At 34.6% G+C, this 20,111-nt stretch carries 22 protein-coding genes and 1 CRISPR repeat array (1 of these 23 only partly in view); of the genes, 3 read left to right on the top strand and 19 right to left on the bottom strand.

Translation table 11 applies throughout. The features are described 5' to 3' along the window. The 9 genes from hisC to Q73A0000_RS06300 form a co-directional block, all read right to left on the bottom strand. The gene (gene hisC, locus Q73A0000_RS06260) at window positions 1–1,026 is read right to left on the bottom strand and encodes a histidinol-phosphate transaminase (protein WP_193813217.1); all 1,026 of its coding nucleotides are present in this window, start codon (window positions 1,024–1,026) and stop codon (window positions 1–3) included. After that, a complete protein-coding gene (gene hisD, locus Q73A0000_RS06265) occupies window positions 1,016–2,311 on the bottom strand; it encodes a histidinol dehydrogenase (RefSeq protein WP_193813218.1) in 1,296 nt (431 codons plus the stop codon). The genes hisC and hisD overlap by 11 nt, the downstream gene beginning before the upstream one ends. A gap of 11 nt (window positions 2,312–2,322) precedes the next feature. After that, window positions 2,323–3,180 (bottom strand): ATP phosphoribosyltransferase, encoded by an 858-nt coding sequence (gene hisG / locus Q73A0000_RS06270; RefSeq protein WP_193813219.1) that lies wholly within the window; start codon window positions 3,178–3,180, stop codon window positions 2,323–2,325. Window positions 3,181–3,403: 223 nt separating this feature from the next. Then, window positions 3,404–4,507, bottom strand: coding sequence for a glycosyltransferase family 4 protein (locus tag Q73A0000_RS06275; protein WP_193813220.1), 1,104 nt, complete (start codon window positions 4,505–4,507; stop codon window positions 3,404–3,406). Continuing rightward, window positions 4,504–5,280 (bottom strand): polysaccharide deacetylase family protein, encoded by a 777-nt coding sequence (locus Q73A0000_RS06280; RefSeq protein WP_193813221.1) that lies wholly within the window; start codon window positions 5,278–5,280, stop codon window positions 4,504–4,506. The genes Q73A0000_RS06275 and Q73A0000_RS06280 overlap by 4 nt, the downstream gene beginning before the upstream one ends. 2 nt (window positions 5,281–5,282) lie before the next feature. Continuing rightward, window positions 5,283–6,212, bottom strand: a complete 930-nt coding sequence (locus Q73A0000_RS06285; RefSeq protein WP_193813222.1) for a glycosyltransferase family 2 protein — start codon at window positions 6,210–6,212, stop codon at window positions 5,283–5,285. Between the two features lie 13 nt (window positions 6,213–6,225). After that, a complete protein-coding gene (locus Q73A0000_RS06290; protein ID WP_193813223.1) occupies window positions 6,226–7,398 on the bottom strand; it encodes a glycosyltransferase family 87 protein in 1,173 nt (390 codons plus the stop codon). Window positions 7,399–7,414: 16 nt separating this feature from the next. Beyond that, window positions 7,415–8,224, bottom strand: coding sequence for a 2,3,4,5-tetrahydropyridine-2,6-dicarboxylate N-succinyltransferase (locus Q73A0000_RS06295; RefSeq protein ID WP_193813224.1), 810 nt, complete (start codon window positions 8,222–8,224; stop codon window positions 7,415–7,417). A gap of 39 nt (window positions 8,225–8,263) precedes the next feature. Further along, window positions 8,264–8,803: a C40 family peptidase gene (locus tag Q73A0000_RS06300; protein ID WP_193813225.1), complete on the bottom strand. Its 540-nt coding sequence runs from the start codon at window positions 8,801–8,803 to the stop codon at window positions 8,264–8,266. Between the two features lie 167 nt (window positions 8,804–8,970). On the opposite strand from Q73A0000_RS06300, the gene prmC reads away from it, so the two are divergent. Continuing rightward, on the top strand, window positions 8,971–9,822 hold the full coding sequence (gene prmC / locus Q73A0000_RS06305) for a peptide chain release factor N(5)-glutamine methyltransferase (protein WP_193813226.1): 852 nt from the start codon (window positions 8,971–8,973) through the stop codon (window positions 9,820–9,822). A 418-nt stretch (window positions 9,823–10,240) separates the two neighbouring features. Here prmC and Q73A0000_RS06310 read toward each other — a convergent pair whose 3' ends face one another. From Q73A0000_RS06310 to Q73A0000_RS06355, 10 genes are all read right to left on the bottom strand, one after another. Then, the gene (locus Q73A0000_RS06310) at window positions 10,241–10,897 is read right to left on the bottom strand and encodes a rhomboid family intramembrane serine protease (RefSeq protein WP_193813227.1); all 657 of its coding nucleotides are present in this window, start codon (window positions 10,895–10,897) and stop codon (window positions 10,241–10,243) included. Window positions 10,898–10,939: 42 nt separating this feature from the next. Further along, window positions 10,940–11,257, bottom strand: coding sequence for an ATP-dependent Clp protease adaptor ClpS (locus Q73A0000_RS06315; RefSeq protein WP_193813228.1), 318 nt, complete (start codon window positions 11,255–11,257; stop codon window positions 10,940–10,942). A 32-nt stretch (window positions 11,258–11,289) separates the two neighbouring features. Then, window positions 11,290–12,648, bottom strand: coding sequence for a hemolysin family protein (locus Q73A0000_RS06320; protein ID WP_193813229.1), 1,359 nt, complete (start codon window positions 12,646–12,648; stop codon window positions 11,290–11,292). Between the two features lie 345 nt (window positions 12,649–12,993). Further along, window positions 12,994–13,851, bottom strand: a complete 858-nt coding sequence (gene atpG, locus Q73A0000_RS06325; RefSeq protein WP_193813230.1) for an ATP synthase F1 subunit gamma — start codon at window positions 13,849–13,851, stop codon at window positions 12,994–12,996. Between the two features lie 70 nt (window positions 13,852–13,921). Then, window positions 13,922–15,499, bottom strand: coding sequence for a F0F1 ATP synthase subunit alpha (gene atpA / locus Q73A0000_RS06330; RefSeq protein ID WP_193813231.1), 1,578 nt, complete (start codon window positions 15,497–15,499; stop codon window positions 13,922–13,924). A gap of 18 nt (window positions 15,500–15,517) precedes the next feature. Then, complete coding sequence (gene atpH, locus Q73A0000_RS06335; RefSeq protein WP_193813232.1) at window positions 15,518–16,057, bottom strand: ATP synthase F1 subunit delta; 540 nt, start codon at window positions 16,055–16,057, stop codon at window positions 15,518–15,520. A 1-nt stretch (window position 16,058) separates the two neighbouring features. Further along, the gene (gene atpF, locus Q73A0000_RS06340) at window positions 16,059–16,547 is read right to left on the bottom strand and encodes a F0F1 ATP synthase subunit B (RefSeq protein WP_193813233.1); all 489 of its coding nucleotides are present in this window, start codon (window positions 16,545–16,547) and stop codon (window positions 16,059–16,061) included. 93 nt (window positions 16,548–16,640) lie between these two features. Continuing rightward, on the bottom strand, window positions 16,641–16,862 hold the full coding sequence (locus tag Q73A0000_RS06345; protein WP_034716508.1) for an ATP synthase F0 subunit C: 222 nt from the start codon (window positions 16,860–16,862) through the stop codon (window positions 16,641–16,643). Between the two features lie 38 nt (window positions 16,863–16,900). Further along, window positions 16,901–18,016, bottom strand: a complete 1,116-nt coding sequence (gene atpB / locus Q73A0000_RS06350; RefSeq protein WP_193813234.1) for a F0F1 ATP synthase subunit A — start codon at window positions 18,014–18,016, stop codon at window positions 16,901–16,903. A gap of 80 nt (window positions 18,017–18,096) precedes the next feature. Next, window positions 18,097–18,282, bottom strand: a complete 186-nt coding sequence (locus Q73A0000_RS06355) for a hypothetical protein (protein WP_208458811.1) — start codon at window positions 18,280–18,282, stop codon at window positions 18,097–18,099. A gap of 347 nt (window positions 18,283–18,629) precedes the next feature. Here Q73A0000_RS06355 and cas1 point away from each other — a divergent pair, with 347 nt between their 5' ends. Continuing rightward, window positions 18,630–19,523, top strand: a complete 894-nt coding sequence (gene cas1, locus Q73A0000_RS06360) for a type II CRISPR-associated endonuclease Cas1 (RefSeq protein ID WP_193813236.1) — start codon at window positions 18,630–18,632, stop codon at window positions 19,521–19,523. Further along, window positions 19,514–19,843, top strand: coding sequence for a CRISPR-associated endonuclease Cas2 (cas2, locus tag Q73A0000_RS06365; protein WP_193813237.1), 330 nt, complete (start codon window positions 19,514–19,516; stop codon window positions 19,841–19,843). The genes cas1 and cas2 overlap by 10 nt, the downstream gene beginning before the upstream one ends. 106 nt (window positions 19,844–19,949) lie before the next feature. Next, window positions 19,950–20,111: a CRISPR direct-repeat array (repeat unit 36 nt; unit sequence AATATCGTTCTTTCTAATCTTTAATCAAACCACAAC) (it continues 4,092 nt past the right edge of the window).

A 20,111-nucleotide genomic window follows, 5' to 3' on the forward strand; every position in this document is an offset into this window, starting at 1 on the left:
TTAGTTTATTTCTGATAATACTTTTAATAGTTCTAAATTTTCTTGAGCAGTTCCGACACTAATTCGAAGGCAGTTTTTTAAATTGGGATGTCTTAAACTTGTCAAAATGTTTTTGTCTAATAATTTCTGATAGATCAATTGTGCATCTTTAAATTCAATCAGGAAAAAATTAGCATCAGAAGGATATATTTTTACGACCTCATTAATTTGATCTAAACCTTCTTTCAATTTTTCCTTTTCTTCCAAAATAAGTTTGATATTATTTTGAATTGGTCCGATATTATTCAATTGATCCAAAGCCAATTTTTGACTTTCTGAACTGATATTGTAAGGAGGCTTAAGTTGTATGAACAAATTTGCAATTTCTGGTGAGGCAAAACCAACTCCGACTCGTAAACCAGCCATTCCAAAAGCCTTTGATAAAGTCTTTAGCACAATTAAGTTTGGGTAGTTATTCAATAATTTGACCGCAGAATCATTCGGCGAAAACTCAATATACGCTTCATCAACGACTACAATTCCATTAAAATTTTGAATATAAAACTCTAAATCGTCAATAGAATTTCCTGTTGGATTATTTGGCGAACAGAGAAATAAAACTTTTGCTTCACTTTTAGAAACTGTATCTAAAAACTTATCTTTTTCTAATTCAAAATCTGAATTCAGTTGTAATTTTTCAACGTGAAGATTATTCATCTTTGCATAAATTTCGTACATCACAAAACTCGGATTCATAATCAGAATGGAATCTTTCGTCGGTTCGCAAAAAATGCGCATCGTTAAATCGATCAATTCATCGCTGCCATTTCCTAAAAATAAATTCTCAGTTTTTGCGTAATTAATCTCAGCCAGTTTCTTTTTTAGTTGAATCGGATCACCATCGGGATATCGGTTAAATTCACCAAACGGATTTTCATTTGCATCCAAATAAATCGCTTGTTTACCGATGTAAGAATCGCGCAAAGTTTGGTAAGATTTCACTCCAACCAAATGCGGACGAATCATTTTATTTAAATTAAATTCCATTTTCTAAAGATTTTAAGCGAAGTGAAACAGCATTTTTGTGAGCGTTCAAACCTTCCGCTTCTGCCATGACTTCTATAGTTTTTCCAATATTCTTCAGTCCGATTTTTGTAATTTCCTGAATGGTTATTTTTTTCACAAAACTGTCGAGGGAAACGCCACTATAATTTTTAGCAAAACCGTTTGTTGGCAAAGTATGATTGGTTCCGCTCGCATAATCTCCGGCTGATTCCGGCGTATAATTTCCGAGGAATATAGAACCTGCATTTGTAATTTTTGAAATATAACTTCTTGGATTTTCTACCGATAAAATTAAATGTTCAGGTGCATAGAAATTACTCATTTCAAGGGCTTCATCCACAGATTTCAATAAAATAAAACGGCTGTTATCTAAAGCTGATTTTGCAATTTCGTTTCTTGGAAGTTCAGCTAACTGTTTTTCAATTTCTTTTAAAGTTTCATTAAAAATAATTTCATCTGTCGAAATAAAAATGACTTGTGAATCAGATCCGTGTTCCGCTTGAGACAATAAATCTGCGGCACAAAATATAGGATTTGCCGATTGATCAGCGATTACTAAAACTTCGCTTGGTCCTGCAGGTAAATCGATGGCGACATTAAATTCCATCGCCAATTGTTTCGCCTGCGTGACATATTGATTTCCGGGACCGAAAATCTTGTCAACTTCTGGAATACTTTCCGTTCCAAAAGTTAAAGCCGCAATGGCTTGCGCACCGCCAACTTTAAAAATTTTTGTAATTCCACACAATTGCGCGGTGTATAAAATTGCGGGATTAATAGAACCATCTTTTTGCGGTGGCGTACAAAGTATAACTTCTTTGCAACCTGCAATTTCTGCTGGAACAGCCAACATTAAAACCGTTGAAAAAAGTGGCGCCGTTCCGCCTGGAATATACAATCCGACTTTTTCAATCGCTCTGGATTCACGCCAGCAAACAACTCCTTCTGTGGTTTCAATTTCTTCGGTACTTCCTTTTTGAGCAACGTGAAATTTATAGATGTTTTCTGTAGCCTGATTGATTGCAGTTTTTAATTCTTCTGAAACTTCATTAATCGCAAATTCTAATTCTTCTTTAGAAACTAATAAATTTTCAATATTGACCTGATCAAATTTGTCAGAGAATTCTTTTAAAGCGGAATCACCTTCATTTCTGACCTTCAAGAATATTTCCTGAACGGTATTTCTTAAATCTTTCTTTTCAAGAGCTGGCCTTTGTAAGAAAGCTTTCCAGGTGTTTTGCGCCGGATATTTAATTATATTTTTCATCTTCAATCAATTTACATTACCATTTTTTCAATTGGAATTACTAAAATTCCTTCAGCACCAAACTTTTTCAATTCATCGATAATTTTCCAAAATTCATTTTCACGAACCACCGAGTGAATACTACTCCATCCAGATTCTGCCAAAGGTAGAACGGTCGGAGATTTCATTCCTGGCAAAATTTCAATTATTTTTTCGATTGAATCGTTCGGAGCGTTTAATAAAATGTATTTGTTTTCACGGGAATTAATGACTGCCTGAATTCGAAAAAGAAATGATTCAAGAATGATTGAAATATCATCAGGAAGATTTTGGCTGGAAATTAAGACCGCTTCACTTTTTAAAACCTGCTCCACTTCTTTCAAACCATTGTGTAATAAAGTACTTCCTGAGCTTACCAAATCAGCAATCGTATCTGCTAAACCAATACTTGGCGCGATTTCCACACTACCGGAAATCTCAACAATTTCGGCATTGATATTATTTTTATCGAAATAGTTTTTAACAATTGAAGGATAAGATGTTGCAATTTTCTTTTTGTCGAAAAAACTTAAATCTGTATATTCTTGATCTTTCGGAATTGCGAGTGATAAACGACAATTCGCAAAACCCAGCTTTCTTACTAAGTCAACATTTTTGTTCTGTTCCAAAACTTCGTTCTCTCCGATAATTCCAATATCTACGATGCCTTGTTCTACATATTTTGGAATATCATCATCGCGAAGAAAGAGAATTTCTAAAGGAAAATTGGTTGCTGAATTTTTTAATTTACTTTTAAAATCCGGAATTTTAATTCCACATTCCTGTAAAAGTTCTAACGATTTCTCACTTAAGCGTCCGCTTTTTTGAAGGGCAATTTTTAATTTGTTCATGTCAATTTTGAGATTGGGTCTGAACAAATGCTTTAATTTTTTAACCAAAAAAAAAACCGTCTTTGTTCAGACGGTTTTTATTATTTGTAGTCACTTTGGACCATATTAAATCAACTCGTCTTTAGATGAGATGATAATGATGGAATAAAGCGATTGTATTTTTCATGTTGTTTTAACTGTGCAAATATAGCTGATAAAAAATTTAACCTGCAAGGATTTATTTTTATTTTAACATAACTTCCTGATAAACAGAATGTAAATTTTTGCCAATTTCTACATCGTTAAATTTCTGAACGAATTCAAAACTTTTTTCTGCCCGACGTTTTCTTTCAGATTCGTTATTCCAGAGAAATAAAATCTTGGCTTTGATGTCTTCGAAATTGTGAGGATTTATATAAACTGAATTCTCGCCGCCCGCTTCTGGAAGGCAACTCAGGTTACTTGTGATGACCGGAGTTTTCGAAAATAACGATTCAATAACTGGAATTCCAAAACCTTCGAAAAAACTTGGATAAACAAAAACATCTGCAAGTTTGAAAATTCCGGCCAATTCTTCCATTGAAACATTTTCCAGGAAGAAAACTTGGTTCTCCAGTTGATGCTTGATTACATACTTTTTAATTTTCTTAAAGTATTTTGTTTTCTTACCGATAACGACCAAAGGAATTTTTGTTCCATTAATCGCTTTCACTATATTTAATAAATTCTTCCGTTTTTCAATGGTTCCAACATTCAGAATAAAACGTACTGGAAGATTATATTTTTCTTTAACTGAACTTAGAAATTCTTCAGTTTGATTTTCTTTAAACGCTTGATGACAACCTTGATAAACAACTCTAATTTTCTCTTCGGGAACTTTTAAAAATTTAATAATATCACGCTTGGTTTGCTCAGAAATAGCAATAATTAAATCAGCTTGAACGGTCGCTTTTTTAAATTTCCAGAAATGAATAATACGGTCAAAAAAAGAATAATATTGAGGAAATCTGAGGAAAATTAAATCATGAATCGTTACAATTTTTTTGATCGGTTTTTCTGTCCATTTTAATGGTAATTCACCGGAAAGTCCGTGGAAAATATCGGCATTAATTTTTTGCGCATCTATTCCCATTTTAAACTGTCGCGACATCGTTCCTTTGGAAGTTTCAACAAAAGAAACGTTTGGGATTTCCAAAATATCCTTTCCTCTTTCTGACTGATTTTCATTAAAAAGGACATACTCATTTTCAGGAAAAGTGGTCGCTAAAATCCGAACCAAATCGCGGGAATAGTTTCCTAAACCTGAAGTATTATTAAAGAAGCGTTTTCCGTCAAAAGCAATTTTCATGACTTTATACTTTTTTGAAATTCCTGAAAAGTTCCGAATTGATATCCGGATTTCTTTAAGAACGATAAAAACTGATCAAATCTTTCGACCATTTCCTTTCCGGAGTTTTTGGTTGTAAAAGCAGGAAGTTTAAATTTCTCATCTTTAATTTCCGCAAATTCCCACGGATGAAAATAAACATTTAAATAATTATCTTTTTTCAAAACATCTTTCGACAGTTTTTTATAGAAACTTAATGGAAAATTATGAAAACTCAACCAAAATAAAGGAATTCTAAAATTCGGGGAAACCGAAGCTGGAATCTGTAAAACTTCTCCTTCTTTAAAATAAGTTCTGGATACTTTTAAATTATTATATCTTCCAGGAAGAAACGTTGGATTCACTGATGAATTATAAGAATAGCCAGCTTTTTCAACTTCTTTCTCATCCACTTTCATCATTCTGGGCATTCGAAGTCCGGTGATATTGGTGTTGAAAAGTTCCATTAATTTTTCTCGAGATTTCTTTAAATCTTCAATTTCAAATTTTGAATGAAACCAAGTGTGAGAAGCCAATTCATGACCATCTTCTAAAAGTTGATTTATTAAATCTTTATTATTTTCAGCAAAAATAACGGTAGAAAAAAAAGTAGCTTTTGCTCCGTGTTTTTTTAATAATTCCAAGATATTTTGCAATCCTTTTCTCGAAATTGAAAGCTGTTCCTCGAAAGAAATATCCCCTTTATATTCGAAAGGCATATCGAATTCTTCAATATCAAAACTCAGTAAAACCATTATTAAAAATTTTTAGAACGAATAATATAATTGGGTCTTTCTTTAACCTGTTTGAAAATTTTCCCCAGATAAATTCCGATGATTCCCATAATTATTAACTGTAAACCGCCAAAAAAAACGACGGTCATAATTAAGGAAGCCCAACCGGAAATTTCAGTTTGTGTAATAAAAGAATGGATGACATAAAATAAATAGGCAAAAACCGATAATACTGAAAAAGCAAACCCCAAATAGGCTGCTAAATAAAGTGGTTTTACGCTAAAGGCGGTAATCCCGGTAAAGGCGAAACGAACCATTTTGGTCAAATTATAACTGCTTTCACCAGAAGCCCTTTCTGCAGCAACATAAGGAACACCGGTTTGGCGGAAACCTACCCAACTCGCTAAACCGCGCAGGAAAATATCAGTTTCGTTCATTTCACGCACGACATCAACGACAGAGGCATCCATCAAACGATAATCCGAACCACTTCCTTTAACGAGATGCACGTCGGAAATACCGGATAATAAATAGTAAAAAACGTTGGATGTTTTTCTTTTAAAAGCGGAGATCTCATTCGGATAAGTCCGAACCGTGTACACGATATCAAAACCTTCCTCCCACTTTTTAATTAGTTCAGGAATGAGTTCCGGTGGATGTTGTAAATCGCCGTCTAATGAAATAACAGCGTTGCCGAATGCGAGATCCATACCTGCTTTCACGGCAGGTTGATGTCCGAAATTTCGGGAGAATTCGATGAATTTTACTTCTTCAAAATTCCGAGCTAATTCTTCCAGGTTTGCCTGAGTTTGATCGCGACTTCCATCGTTCACAAATATAATTTCGAAAGTGTAATTTTTCAGTTTAACGAAAACTTCTTTGATTCTTTGATGGATCAAGGCAACATTGTCTTCTTCGTTATGAGCGGGAATGACGATGGAAATTTTCTTCACTGCTGGAATTTGTTTAATCTAATTGATACTCTTTTTCGAAATCTTTGGTCATCAATTCGTAAATAATACGGAACCAAACGATGCAACAAGGTAATGCTTTTAAGGAATATTTCATAATATAATTATCCTTAATGAATTTAGGAAATAAATCCGAAAATGAGAAACAGGTAAGAATCATCACAAAGATCAACAATCCGATGATCAATGGTGATTTTTCTTTTTGCACAATGAACCAAATCATGACTCCAGCAACTGCGATAATAAAAGTTGGCGATTCTGAACCTGAACTAAAAAGTACGATGAATAAAAGCGTCGACGCCAAAATCATCAACTGAAACGGAAGATTTTTATATTGTTTTATTCTTAAATAAGGTAAAGCGAAAATTGCCATTCCGGGAAGTAGAAAAACCAAGTTAGAAATATCTGCGTGTCCGGAAATTCGTCTTACAATTCCCATTAAAGAATAGTCCTGGCGATTTCCTAAAACCTGATTAGCCGCATTTTTTTCTGATAACGACTGAAACCAATCTGCATAAGACTGAATTCCAAAATGCGGACTTGAAAGTAACATCGGTAAAATTAGAAACAAAATGCTAAATCCTAATAAAGACAAGATGAATTTCCATTTATTCTTAATGAAGAAAAAAGCTGAAAGCCCAGCAATTCCATATAGTTTGACGAAAAACCCTATTAAAATTGAGATCGCTGATTGCGTTTCTTTTCGTTCATAAATATAAACTGCAGACAACATTAATAATCCGGTTAATGCGATATTAAACTGCAAACTTACCGCTGCGGTAATAAATTCCTGTAAACATAACCAAGCAAAAAAAGCTTTCTTGGCATTAGAAAATGGAAGTTTATGAATGGCAAAAACAAAAACTAAAGTATTGGCAATATTCCATAAAACAATTCCCAGCCAATCTGGTAAAATGGCGAAAGGTGCGATTAACACGCTAAATAAAATACCGTAATGATTGGAATCAAAATGAACATCAGGATATAAAAGATAGATATTCTTCTGTTCTAAAGTATTATTAAAAACATTTTTGAAAATCATGTAATTATTATACTTCAATGGACCGCCAACATATTTTGTAATTGCAGAGATTATAGAAATTACAAAATAAATCCCAAAAATATATTTGGGATTTGATATGAATTTTAAGAATTTATCTTTAAACATTATTTAAAAATAAGTTTTAAACTGCAACGTTATTTTCTCTCAACGCATCATTAAGAGAGGTTTTCTTATCTGTAGATTCTTTTCTTTGACCAATAATCAAGGCACAAGGAACTTGAAATTCTCCTGCCGGAAATTGCTTCGTATAACTTCCAGGAATAACTACCGAACGAGCAGGAACTCTTCCTTTAATTTCAACTGGAGTATCACCAGTTACATCAATGATTTTTGTAGACGCGGTTAAAACAACGTTTGCTCCTAAAACCGCTTCTCTTTCTACATGAACTCCTTCTACCACAATACATCTTGATCCAACGAAAACGTTATCTTCAATAATTACCGGAGCTGCTTGCAAAGGCTCTAAAACCCCGCCAATTCCTACTCCACCGCTTAAGTGAACGTCTTTTCCGATTTGTGCGCAACTTCCAACCGTAGCCCAAGTATCCACCATCGTTCCGGAATCTACGTAAGCGCCGATATTCACATAAGACGGCATCAAAATTACACCAGGCGCAATATAAGCTCCTTCTCTCGCAACAGCAGGAGGAACAACGCGAACACCTTTTTCAGCATAGTTTCTTTTCAAAGGCATTTTGTCATGAAATTCAAACGGACCTACTTCAATAGTTTCCATTTTCTGAATCGGGAAATACATTACGACTGCTTTTTTCACCCATTCATTCACTTTCCAGCCGCTGTCAGTCGGTTCAGCGACACGAAGTTCTCCTAAATCTAATTGTCTGATTACTTCACGGATTGATGCTTTGCTATCATCATTTTGTAACAATTCTCGGTTGTCCCAAATATTTTCTATCGTTTGTTGTAACATGTTTATCGTTGAATTTTTAATTTTTGAATAAAGGCAAATTTACAAAACTCTTCGCGCGAAAAGGTAGGCATTGTTCCAATATTTTTCATTAAGTGAAGAAATAATAACACCTTTCGATGTTGAGGAATGAATAAATTTAATCTCACCATCATTTCCGATATCGTGAACGATTCCGACATGGTTAACTCTACTTCCACCCGAGGTTGCGAAAAAGACCAAATCGCCGGGTTTTGCTTCTTTGATTTTAATTGGAACTCCTTGATTGGATTGTTCTTCAGATCTTCTCGGAAGTTTGTAAGAATTTTCGTCAAAAACTTTGGTGACCAAACCGGAGCAGTCGAAACCGGCAGACGTATTCCCTGCATATCTATAGGGTGCGCCCAAATATTTCTGAGCATCTTTCAATAATTCATTAACAACAGTTGAATTTTTCCCGGAATAATTAGATTCTAAAGATTTTAAGCTCGGGGATTTCGCGACGGTCTTGGTGGGAATTGTTCTTTTAACTACCACATTTTTTGATGAACCACAGGAGACCAAAACTACCGCGGAAAAGGCGATCAAAAGATATTTTTTCATTTTTATTATTCAATTTTTTCAAAATTAATGAAAATATTTAAATTTGCGTTTAAATTGTGCGAAATTTCCTTTTTTAAAAGCCTTTGCAGAAGCATTTTTAGGTTGTCTTGTCTGTTTTTTGAAAAAAAGGATTTATATTTAAAATTCTGAAATATTTAAAATTAAAAATGACATACCAAGACTATAAAGTTTATTTTAAAAAAGAGGTTTCCACAAATCACACCGATTCTGAAAGTTCAATCCTGTTCGATATTTTTGTGCAGCATCTGATGGATTGGAATCAGGTTGAACTTCGTAAAGGAATGTCTCTAGAAGTTGAAGAAAAACAATCTAACGAGCTTCAAAATATAATCGATGAGTTAAAAACCGGAAAACCTTATCAGCAGATTTTAGGTGAAACGGAATTTTATGGTTTAAAGTTTTTCGTGGATGAACATGTTTTAATTCCAAGGCCTGAAACGGAAGAGCTTTTGGAACTGGCGATTGCTAAAATTAAAGATTCAGGTTTCAATAAAAAGGATTTAAAAATTTTAGATATTGGAACGGGTTCTGGAATTATTCCGATTGTGTTAAAGAAACATTTTCCGGAAGCAGAAGTTTCTGCGATTGACTTCTCAGAAAACGCTTTGAAAACTGCGCAACGAAATGCAGATTATCACCAAGTAGAAATTAATTTTATTCATCAGGATTATTTGAAGGCAAACTTGACTGACGTTTATGATGTTATTATTTCTAATCCACCTTATATTGGAATGGAGGAAGAAGATGAGATTGCAGATTCTGTAAAAGAGTTTGAGCCTAAAATGGCATTGTTTTCTCCAACTTCAAATGCGTTGGTTTTCTACGAAAAGATTGCAGAAGATTGCAAAAATCATTTGACTGAAAACGGTTTGGTTTTTCTCGAAATTAATCAGAAGTTGGGTAAAGAGACGCTGAAACTTTTTACTGATGTTTTGTCGGAAGGAGAGTTGATGAAGGATTTGTCGGGGAATGAGAGGATTGTTTGGGGAAGAAAGTGAGATCAGTTTAGAGTTGATGGTTGAGAATTGAAAGTTTGGCGCGAGCGAAGCGAGCACCGAAAAGTCGAATTGATGGATTATTGAACTTTGGAGGTAATGATAAATTTAGAACTAATTCAATCTATCTCAGTAACAATGCGGTTAACCAAAAAAAGAGACACTCAATAAGTTTTGGCTAAAGCCATTGCATTCTTCTATTCTGTAAACGGGCTAAAGCCCGTTCCTATTGATAAAAATAGTAACAACAACTGCTAAGTTAGTGAGATTTATGATAATTTTTCTTAGCCTTTTATTCTTCGAATAAAAAACTGCGTGAAGTTATAGCCCCGATTGGAACGACATCCCCGCCGCGGCGGGATATAGTAGAAAGCGGGACCGGAATTTCTAAGAAGCGAAAATCTTGTTGCTCCTAAAAATACTAGCCAATTCTCTTTTTCACGAAAACCATATAGGCCATATAAATCAACGGAAGCGCCATGATTCCTAAGTATAAGCCATTATCTATCGCTCTTTCCGGCTGAATGGCAACGGCGTAAACTAAACCGAAAAAGGCGCCACCTAAATGGGCAGCATGTCCGACATTGTCGTGCTGTTTTGGATTGAGCATCATGTAAACGGAATAGGCGAAATAGGCGAATCCGAAAAGGTAACCCGGAATTGCAATCGGAATAAAAAAGAAATAAATCCCCAAATCCGGAATCATCGCGATGGACGCAAACAGAATCCCGGAAACCCCACCACTCGCTCCTATCGCTGAATACCAGGATTGATTCTTATAAAGATAGAGCGAGAAAATATTTCCTAAAAGGATGGATCCAAAGTAAACGAGTAGAAATCCGAAGGCGCCAAAGACTTCGATAACGATTGGTCCGAAGAAATACAGCGTCATCATATTGAACAACAAGTGCATTAAATCGGCGTGTAAAAAACCGGCGGATATTAAACGCACATATTCTTTGTTGCGCAAAATCGCACCAACATTGAACTTGTATTTTTCGAAAAGCGCTTGATTGCTAAAAGCGATATAACTGATGATTGCGGTTGCTGCAATGATGATCAATAAAACTGGACTCATATTATTTTACAAAATAAAAGTTTCGGAGACCGAAACTTTGGTTTAAACAATTTCTGAAGTTAAACTTCGAGAAAGTAACTTTTCATGCATGGGTTTTAGTTTTTCTAAACTCCCGGTTTTTACGGTGCATTTGCCTTTATAATGAACAAGCATCGTACATTGCTCTGCCTGCTCTAAGGTATGACCGCAAATTTCTATCAGTGCTTCGATAACGTAATCAAAAGTGTTGACTTCATCATTCCACAAAATCAGTTTATAGACTTCGTCTTCTTTCTCAAGAACGGCAACGTCTTCTTCGTATTCCCGCTTTGGATTTTCATAATCCTTTATATTCGCTGGAATATTATAATGTAATCCCATTTCTTTAATTTTAAAAATTAGTATTCTTTAAATTAAATTTCTCCTATTTCATCTGCCATATCGCTGGTGATGCTCTGTTCCTCGTAAGTCAATTCAACCAGATCCACACTCTTATTCTGCATTTTCAGAATCTTTACGTGGTAATCATTAATATTGAACTCTTGATTTTCTGCGGGAATATCTTCCAGTTCATGTAATATAAAGCCGGCTAAAGTATTGTACTCGCCATCTTCTGATAATGGAAACATCTTTGGTAAATTTTCATTGATCTCATCCAAAGGTTGTGTTGCCTTCACCCAGAAAACATTTTCGCCTACTTTGTCAACGATTCTTTCTTCTTCATCTTCTTCATCCTGAATCTCTCCAACCAGTTCTTCCAGGATATCTTCGAGCGTCACAATTCCTTCGGTCCCACCAAACTCATCAATAACGACTGCCAAATGTTGTTTTTTCTGTTGAAACACTTTCAGCAAATCAGAAATCTTTTTACTACCCACCACGAAAAATGGATCACGCATTAATTCTTTAATATCGGTGTGGTTAATTTCTCCTTTTCTTTTCACATATTCCCGGATAATTTCTTTTGCGTAGAAAATCCCAATAATATTGTCAATTGAATCCTTATAAACAGGAAGTCGAGAATAACCTCCTTCCATGATTTTACTGATCATGTCCTCCACAGGTTCTTCAATATCGATTGAAGAAATATTCTGTCTTGGAATCATGATTTGTTTTGCAGAGTGATCTGTAAAATCAAAAGCGTTTTTAATGATCTCGTAATTTTCTTCTTCAATTGCACCTGAATCTGCAGATTGTTTTACCAACAACTGTAATTCTTCGGTCGAGTGAATTTCCTGATCTGAGGCAGGATGAATTTTCATTAATCTCAACGCCGCATTGGACATCTTATTCATCGTCCAGATGAACGGTTTGAAAATCGTATAAAAAACTCTTAAAGGCATCGCGATGGCCATTGCCGTAGATTCAGATTTTCTAATTGCAATTGATTTCGGAATTAATTCACCAAAAACAATATGCATTACGGTAATGATCAAGAAACTTAAAACGAGTGAAATCGTGGTAATCGTACTATCTTCAATTGCTATCCTGAAATAGTGAAAAATATTTTCGATGACGTGGTGCATGGCACTTTCACCAACCCAACCTAAGGCAAGTGACGCTAACGTAATCCCCAACTGGGTTGCAGAAAGATATTCATCTAAATGCTTGATAATGTGTTCCGCCTGTTTCGCCATTGAATCTCCTTCAGCGGCTTTCAGTTGGATTTGGGAGTAACGGACTTTAACGATTGAGAATTCTGCGGCCACGAAAAAACCATTCAGTACTACTAGAAACACAGCTAATAAAAGCTTAATTATGTCAGAATCCATTTAGAAATTTAAAAATATTGCGACAAAGATACGTAAATAAAATAATTAAAATCAGTTATTTATAGAATAGCATTTAGAAGCTGATTAAATTTAACATAAAAATAATTCAACCACAAAAGTCACAAAAGCTTAAGTAAAAAACTACTTCTAAAAGTTCAAATAAGCTGTGAAATTAATGATTTTCGACTTTGGAGTCTAAAATATTTTATAAATAAAAACTAAACCCTCCATTAATAACGTGTATTTACTTAAAAAAGGCTCTTACCCTTTTACACAAAAAAAGCACCGATCAATGTCGGTGCTTTCTATTCTTTATTAAAGAAAATTTATTCTTTACAATATAACTTATGAGTTTTTCAATGCTTCTGCACCGCCCACAATCTCCAAAATTTCATTGGTAATCGCAGCTTGTCTCGCTTTGTTATAAAATATTTTAAGATCATTTCTCAAAGATTCCGCGTTGTCGGTTGCTTTGTGCATCGCCGTCATTCTCGCACCATGCTCAGAAGCTACTGAATCTAAAATCGCTTTGTAAACCTGAGTTTTAATTGATTTCGGCATTAATACTTCTAAAATTTCTGTAGCATTTGGCTCAAAAATATAGTCGGTATTTGTAACTTCAGTTTTTTCCGGTAATGCGATTGGTAATAACTGTTCTTTAATTACTTCCTGAGTAGCTGCATTAATGAACTTATTATAAATCACATACACTTTATCAAAACTACCTTCACGGTAATCTCTCATCACGTTTTCTACAAAATTAGCAACAACTTCGAAGCTCATGCCATCAAAAATAGCACTTTGGTTATCGTACACTTTTTTGCTTCTGCGAACCGCATCATAGACTTTTTTACCAACGGTAAGAATTTCTATTTCGTGATCTGCATCAGCAAGAGAGGTATTTAATTCTTTAATTACAGAAGAGTTAAATGCTCCGGCAAGACCTTTATTAGAAGTAACTACGATGTAAAGAACTTTCTTCACTTCTCTTTCTTCGGTGTAACTGGACACCCCTTCTAAGTCTACCGTAGAACTTACATTTTCTATAATTTCCTGTAATTTCTCTGAGTAAGGTCTCAACATCACAATAGCATCGGTTGCTTTCTTTAGTTTCGCTGCCGAAACCATTTTCATCGCACTCGTAATTTGCATTGTGGAAGAGATTGAAGTAATTCTCCCGCGTATTTCCTTTAAATTTGCCATTCTTTGAAGTCAATGTTTAAAATTCAGTATTCAAAATTAGAAATCCTGAATACTGAAAATTGAATATTTTTTAGTTGTATTTCGACGCTAATTCGATAGCGGCTTGTTTTAGAACATCTGTAATTCCTTTGTCAATTTTTCCAGATTTAATGGCTGCCATTGTTTCAGGATGTTTTGATCTTAAGAACGCTACATATTCTATTTGGAATTCTTTCACTTTATTAATAGGAATGTTTCGTAATAAGTTTTCTGTTCCTACATAAATCATCGCAACTTGGCTATCCACAGGAAGTGGAGAGTTTACCGGTTGTTTTAAGATTTCCACGTTTCTTTCTCCTTTAGAAATAACTGCTTGAGTTGACGCATCTAAGTCTGAACCAAATTTAGCAAACGCTTCCAGTTCTTTATATTGTGCCTGATCTAATTTCAAAGTTCCAGAAACTTTCTTCATTGATTTAATCTGAGCATTCCCTCCAACACGAGATACAGAAATACCTACGTTAATTGCCGGACGAACTCCTGAGTTAAACAAATCTGTTTCCAAGAAAATCTGACCGTCTGTAATCGAAATTACGTTCGTCGGGATATAAGCAGAAACGTCACCCGCTTGAGTTTCGATAATTGGAAGTGCGGTTAATGAACCACCACCTTTTACCAAAGGTCTCAATGAATCCGGTAAATCGTTCATCTGTGCTGCAATTGTATCATCTTTGATCACTTTTGCAGCTCTTTCCAATAGTCTGGAGTGAAGGTAGAAAACATCACCTGGATAAGCTTCACGGCCCGGTGGTCTTCTCAACAATAGAGAAAGCTCACGGTAAGCAACTGCTTGTTTAGACAAATCATCATAAACGATCAACGCCGGTCTACCAGTATCACGGAAGAACTCACCGATTGCTGCTCCAGCCATTGGTGCATAAACCTGCATCGGAGCTGGATCAGAAGCGTTTGCTGCTACAATTACTGTATAAGCTAAAGCGCCTTTGTCTTCTAATGTTTTTACAATTTGAGCAACCGTTGAACCTTTTTGTCCAATTGCTACATATATACAGAATACAGGTTCACCTGCATCATAAAATTCTCTTTGATTAATAATCGTATCGATCGCTACAACAGTTTTACCTGTTTGACGGTCACCAATGATTAACTCTCTTTGTCCTCTTCCTACAGGAATCATGGAGTCGATTGCAACAATACCAGTTTGTAATGGTTCAGTTACCGGCTGTCTGAAAATTACTCCCGGAGCTTTTCTCTCCAAAGGCATTTCGTAAGTTTCACCTGTAATTGGTCCTTTACCATCAATTGGATTTCCTAAAGTGTCAACTACTCTACCCAACATTCCTTCACCAACTTTGATGGATGAAATTCTTTGAGTTCTGTTAACTGTATCACCTTCTTTTACTAATTTAGATTCACCCAAAAGAGCTACCCCTACATTGTCTTCAGCAAGGTTAAGAACAATTCCTTCAACACCGCTTTGGAATTTTACCAATTCACCGTATTGAACATTTTCTAAACCGTACACTAAAGCGATACCATCACCGATGGTTAATACCGTTCCTACTTCCTCTACATTAGATTGCGTCTCGAAGTTAGCTAACTGCTGTTTAAGAATTGCAGATACTTCTGCCGGATTTATTTCTGCCATTTTATGGTTGTTTTTGTCTTAATTTAATTGAAATTCTTTATTCAATCGGCTTAATTTTGCTTTCACCGATTCATCTATCTGTTGATCTCCAACACGTAAGATATATCCTCCCAAAATTTCAGGATTGATAATTGATTTTACGTCGAACTGGTTATTGTGATTAACAAGTGTTGTTGATTTCAGGATATTATCAATATTCTCCTGAGAAAGTGCTGTTGCAGAAGTCAAAGTAATTCTTTGTACTCCATTCATGTCTTCCACTTTGTTAATGAATTCCTGACCGATACCAATCAATTGTCCTTCTCTACCATGTTTGATGACCAACTGAATTAAATTCCTAGTCACAGGAGAAAAGCTTTTAAAAATCTCTGCCGAAACACTGATTTTTTTCTTCACCTCTATAATCGGAGAACTAAAAAAGCTTTGCAACTCTTTTGATTTTTCGATGGTATTCACCAAGTCCTTCATTTCACCAAAAACAGAAGTTGTACTTCCTGCTTCCTGGGTAAAATTCAGTAAACCTTGTGCATACCTTTTTGCAACTTTACTTGTACGCATACTAGTTTAAGTTAGAAGTATTAAGGATGTTTGCTACTAAAGCATCTTGTGCACCATCGTTATCTAATTTTTGTTTCAAAATAGATTCTGCGATGTTTACAGACAAAGTACCAATTTGGCTTTTGATATCAGCAACCGCTGCAGATTTTTCTGCTTGGATGGTTTGTCTGGCAGATTCAATCATTTTATCTCCTTCTACTTTCGCAAGACCTTTTGCTTCACCTACAATTCTGTCTTTGATATCTCTTGCTTCTTTCAAAATCTGATCACGCTCCACTTTCGCTTCACGGATGATGATTTCGTTTTCAGCTTTCAAGTTTTCAACTTCCTGTTTTGCTAATTTAGCCTGGTTAAGAGAATCTACGATGGTAACTTCTCTTTCATTAATTGCAGCCATAATCGGCTTCCAAGCAAACTTTGCTAATAAAAACAAGAGGATTAAAAAGGTTAGAGTCATCCAAAACAATAAGCCAATTCCCGGTTCTATCATAATTGTAATTTTTTTTAATTTTTTTTCTATATGGAATTTAAAAAATTCTTAGCAGAGCCAACCGCGCTGCTAAGAATTGATTTCTGAGGTTTCTTATTTAACGAACGCTCCAAAGATGATCGCGATCAAACCAGCACCCTCGATAAGACCAGCAGCAATAAGCATTGCTCCTTGAATTTTACCTGCTTGCTCTGGTTGTCTTGCAATAGCATCCATTGCGTGTCCACCGATTTTACCAATACCTAGACCTACGCCTAATACTGCTAATCCGATTCCAACATAAATAAGTCCAGTTCCTTGTGAAATGATTTCCATAATAAAAAAATATATAGGTTAAAAATATTCTAAGTTAATTAATGTGCTCCTTCGTGTTCGTGTTCTGTTACTGCGATTCCAATAAACAAAGCCGAAAGAACGGTAAAGATATATGCTTGTAAAGCTGCTACTAACAATTCCAATAATCCGATAAACAATCCCAATGGAACTGAAGCGAATCCTAAAAGTGGTGTTTTAAAGATAAAGATCAATGACATAATCGCCAATACCATAATGTGACCTGCAGTAATATTTGCAAAGAGACGCATCATTAAGGCAAATGGTTTTGTGAACACTCCAATGATTTCAATTGGAACCATGATTGGGTATAATAATAAAGGTACTGGTGGCATGAAAATATGTTTCCAATAATCTTTGTTGGCACTGAAGATGGTAATTAATAAAGTAATAATTGCTAAAACCGCTGTTGTTGCGATGTTACCAGTTAAGTTATAACCGAAAGGCGCAAATGGAATTAAACCAAACATATTATTAAACCAGATAAAGAAAAATACGGTTAATAAATAAGGCATGAATTTTTTATACTTTTTCGCTCCAATATTTGGTATTGCTACTTCATCTCTAATGAAAATAATAATCGGCTCCATAAATCTTCCAAATCCACTAGGAACTAAGGTTTTCGCATATCCTCTTGCCATTCCAATAAAAACAAGGAACATAAAGAAGATTGAAATAAAGATCGCTGCTACGTTTTTCGTAATCGAAAAATCATAAAATGCGTTGTCTGAATTATGTTTTCCGCTTAAGACAGAGAATAATTTTGCTTGAACTAAACCCTGAGTTGAAGTTACAACCCCATGATCTAAAGTATAACCGTCATGTTCATGACCATGTGCAATTGCACTTGACATCATCATATGAAGTCCGTTTTTGTCTTTAACAATAACTGGTAATGGAATAGAAACGTGGTGTTCTTCCGGCGTTCCTTCATTTAATGTTAAGATATGCCACTCATTAGAATCACTAATGTGTTCCATAATCATCTCTTTTGCATTAAATTTTTGATTATCATCTACAATTTTCTGTTCTAAACTTTCGGTAGATGTAGCTTCAACTTCTTGCTGTGCATAAGTGAAAACACTTGAAAGCGTAAGAAATAAAACGAAAAATAAAGAAGAAATTCTCTTGTTCATAGGTCAAATTTATCGGTTTGCAAATATATTGAATTTATTAAAACCCACCAATATTAAAAATTGATTTTTATCAGTTATTTTCAGGAACGGTTTAATAATCGAATTACTTTGAAATATAAAGCAAAAGAAGTCACCAAAAAGGCTCCGATAATAAACAGGAAATTAGTTTGATTTGCTTCTAATTTAATCAACCAATACCCTACCCAGATAATATCTTTAAAGATATTGATCACCAAAAATAACATGGCAGGATTTTCTGTTTTCATCAAATATTTTTTAAAAATGTAAAAGATAATTACATTTAAAACTGCTGCAGAAACAAATACTAAAACTAAATTGGTCATATTCATGCCGCAAAAATAAGCAACTTTAGAATAATTGAACGAAATTCTTTGTTTTCAAATTTTAAAATGAGCAAAAGGCAAAAGGTTTTTTAAAACCAAATAACTATCAGCAACTTCACAGATACTCTTATTTTAATTTCTTTAATAAAACAAAACGCCGGATTCAGTAGTGTTTTTTCACGAAAAGTACTTTAATTACTATATTTAGATGTAATATTCATTATTTTAGTTGTTTAAATTTTTATTTATCATAAACTAAAATCTTGAATATGTTAAAGAGAACCATCTTATTAGAAAACAAAACGTCGGTAAGTACGAAAAATTTGCAAATAGTAATTCAAACAGAATTGCGAGAAAGTACGATTCCTGCGGAAGATATTGGTTACTTGGTCATCGATCATCCACAAGTTTTTGTGAGCATTCCTGCAATGAATTTATTGATAGAAAATAATGCGGCAATTGTTGTTTGTGGAAACAATCATTTACCGAACGGAATGTTTCTAAACCTCAACAGCCATCACATTCAACAGGAGGTTTTCCGAAACCAAATGGAAGCGAGTTTACCTTTGAAAAAGCAACTATGGCAACAAACTGCTATGGAAAAAATTAGAAATCAGGGACAATTATTAGAACGAATAACAGGCGAAAAGAACAGTTTTGAATTTTTAATGTCCAAGGTTTTGAGTGGTGACACCTCTAATATGGAAGGTGTTGCCGCCAATCTTTACTGGAAAACATTCTTTGAACATTGTGATATTAAAGTCAAAAGAGAACGTTTTGGAAATTTTCCTAATAATTTCTTGAATTATGGTTATGCTATTCTGCGAGCTGCAACAGCAAGATCTCTTTCTGGAAGCGGACTTCTCAATACTTTAGGAATTCATCATAGAAACAAATACAATGCTTATGCGTTGGCAGATGATATGATGGAACCTTACCGACCGATGGTTGATGAAAAAGTTTTCGAATTAATTGCAATGAGTGAGGAGCAAGAACTTACTACCTCAATAAAGGCTGAGTTTCTAAAAATCCTGACACAAACCGTGTACTTCAACGAAGAGAAAAGTCCACTTATGATTGGTTTGCAAAGAAGCGCAACTTCTTTGCAGCAATGTTTTACGGGAGAAAAGAAAAAAATTAATTATCCAAAATTATGGATCTAAACGGCTACCGAATTATGTGGATTTTTGTTTTTTTTGATTTACCGACAGAAACTAAAAAAGACCGACATAATGCGTCGAAATTTAGAACCAATTTATTGAAAGATGGTTTTAATATGATGCAATATTCTGTTTACATGCGACATTGTGCAAGCAGTGAAAGTGCAGATGTGCACGAAAAGCGGGTTCAACTATTACTTCCACCATTTGGTAAAGTGAGTGTTTTACGAATAACAGATAAACAATTTGGAAATATTATGAATTTTTGGGGGAAAGCAGAAGTTCCCAAACCGCCAGGCCCGGTGCAATTAGAATTATTTTAGGAATAAAAAAATGCTTCAATCTTGCTTTATCAGTGCAAAAAAGAAGCGTTTTTTTTAACGATATTTACTTTTAATTCTTTGATTACCAGAAGGTAGCGAGCCAACTAATATCGTTCTTTCTAATCTTTAATCAAACCACAACCTTTACGAACGATCCTGCAATCATTTTACCAATATCGTTCTTTCTAATCTTTAATCAAACCACAACAGGTCAAGTAGTTGAAGGTGATTTAGATGCAATATCGTTCTTTCTAATCTTTAATCAAAC

This window comes from Kaistella flava (ex Peng et al. 2021) (assembly GCF_015191005.1).
Lineage (GTDB): Bacteria > Bacteroidota > Bacteroidia > Flavobacteriales > Weeksellaceae > Kaistella > Kaistella flava.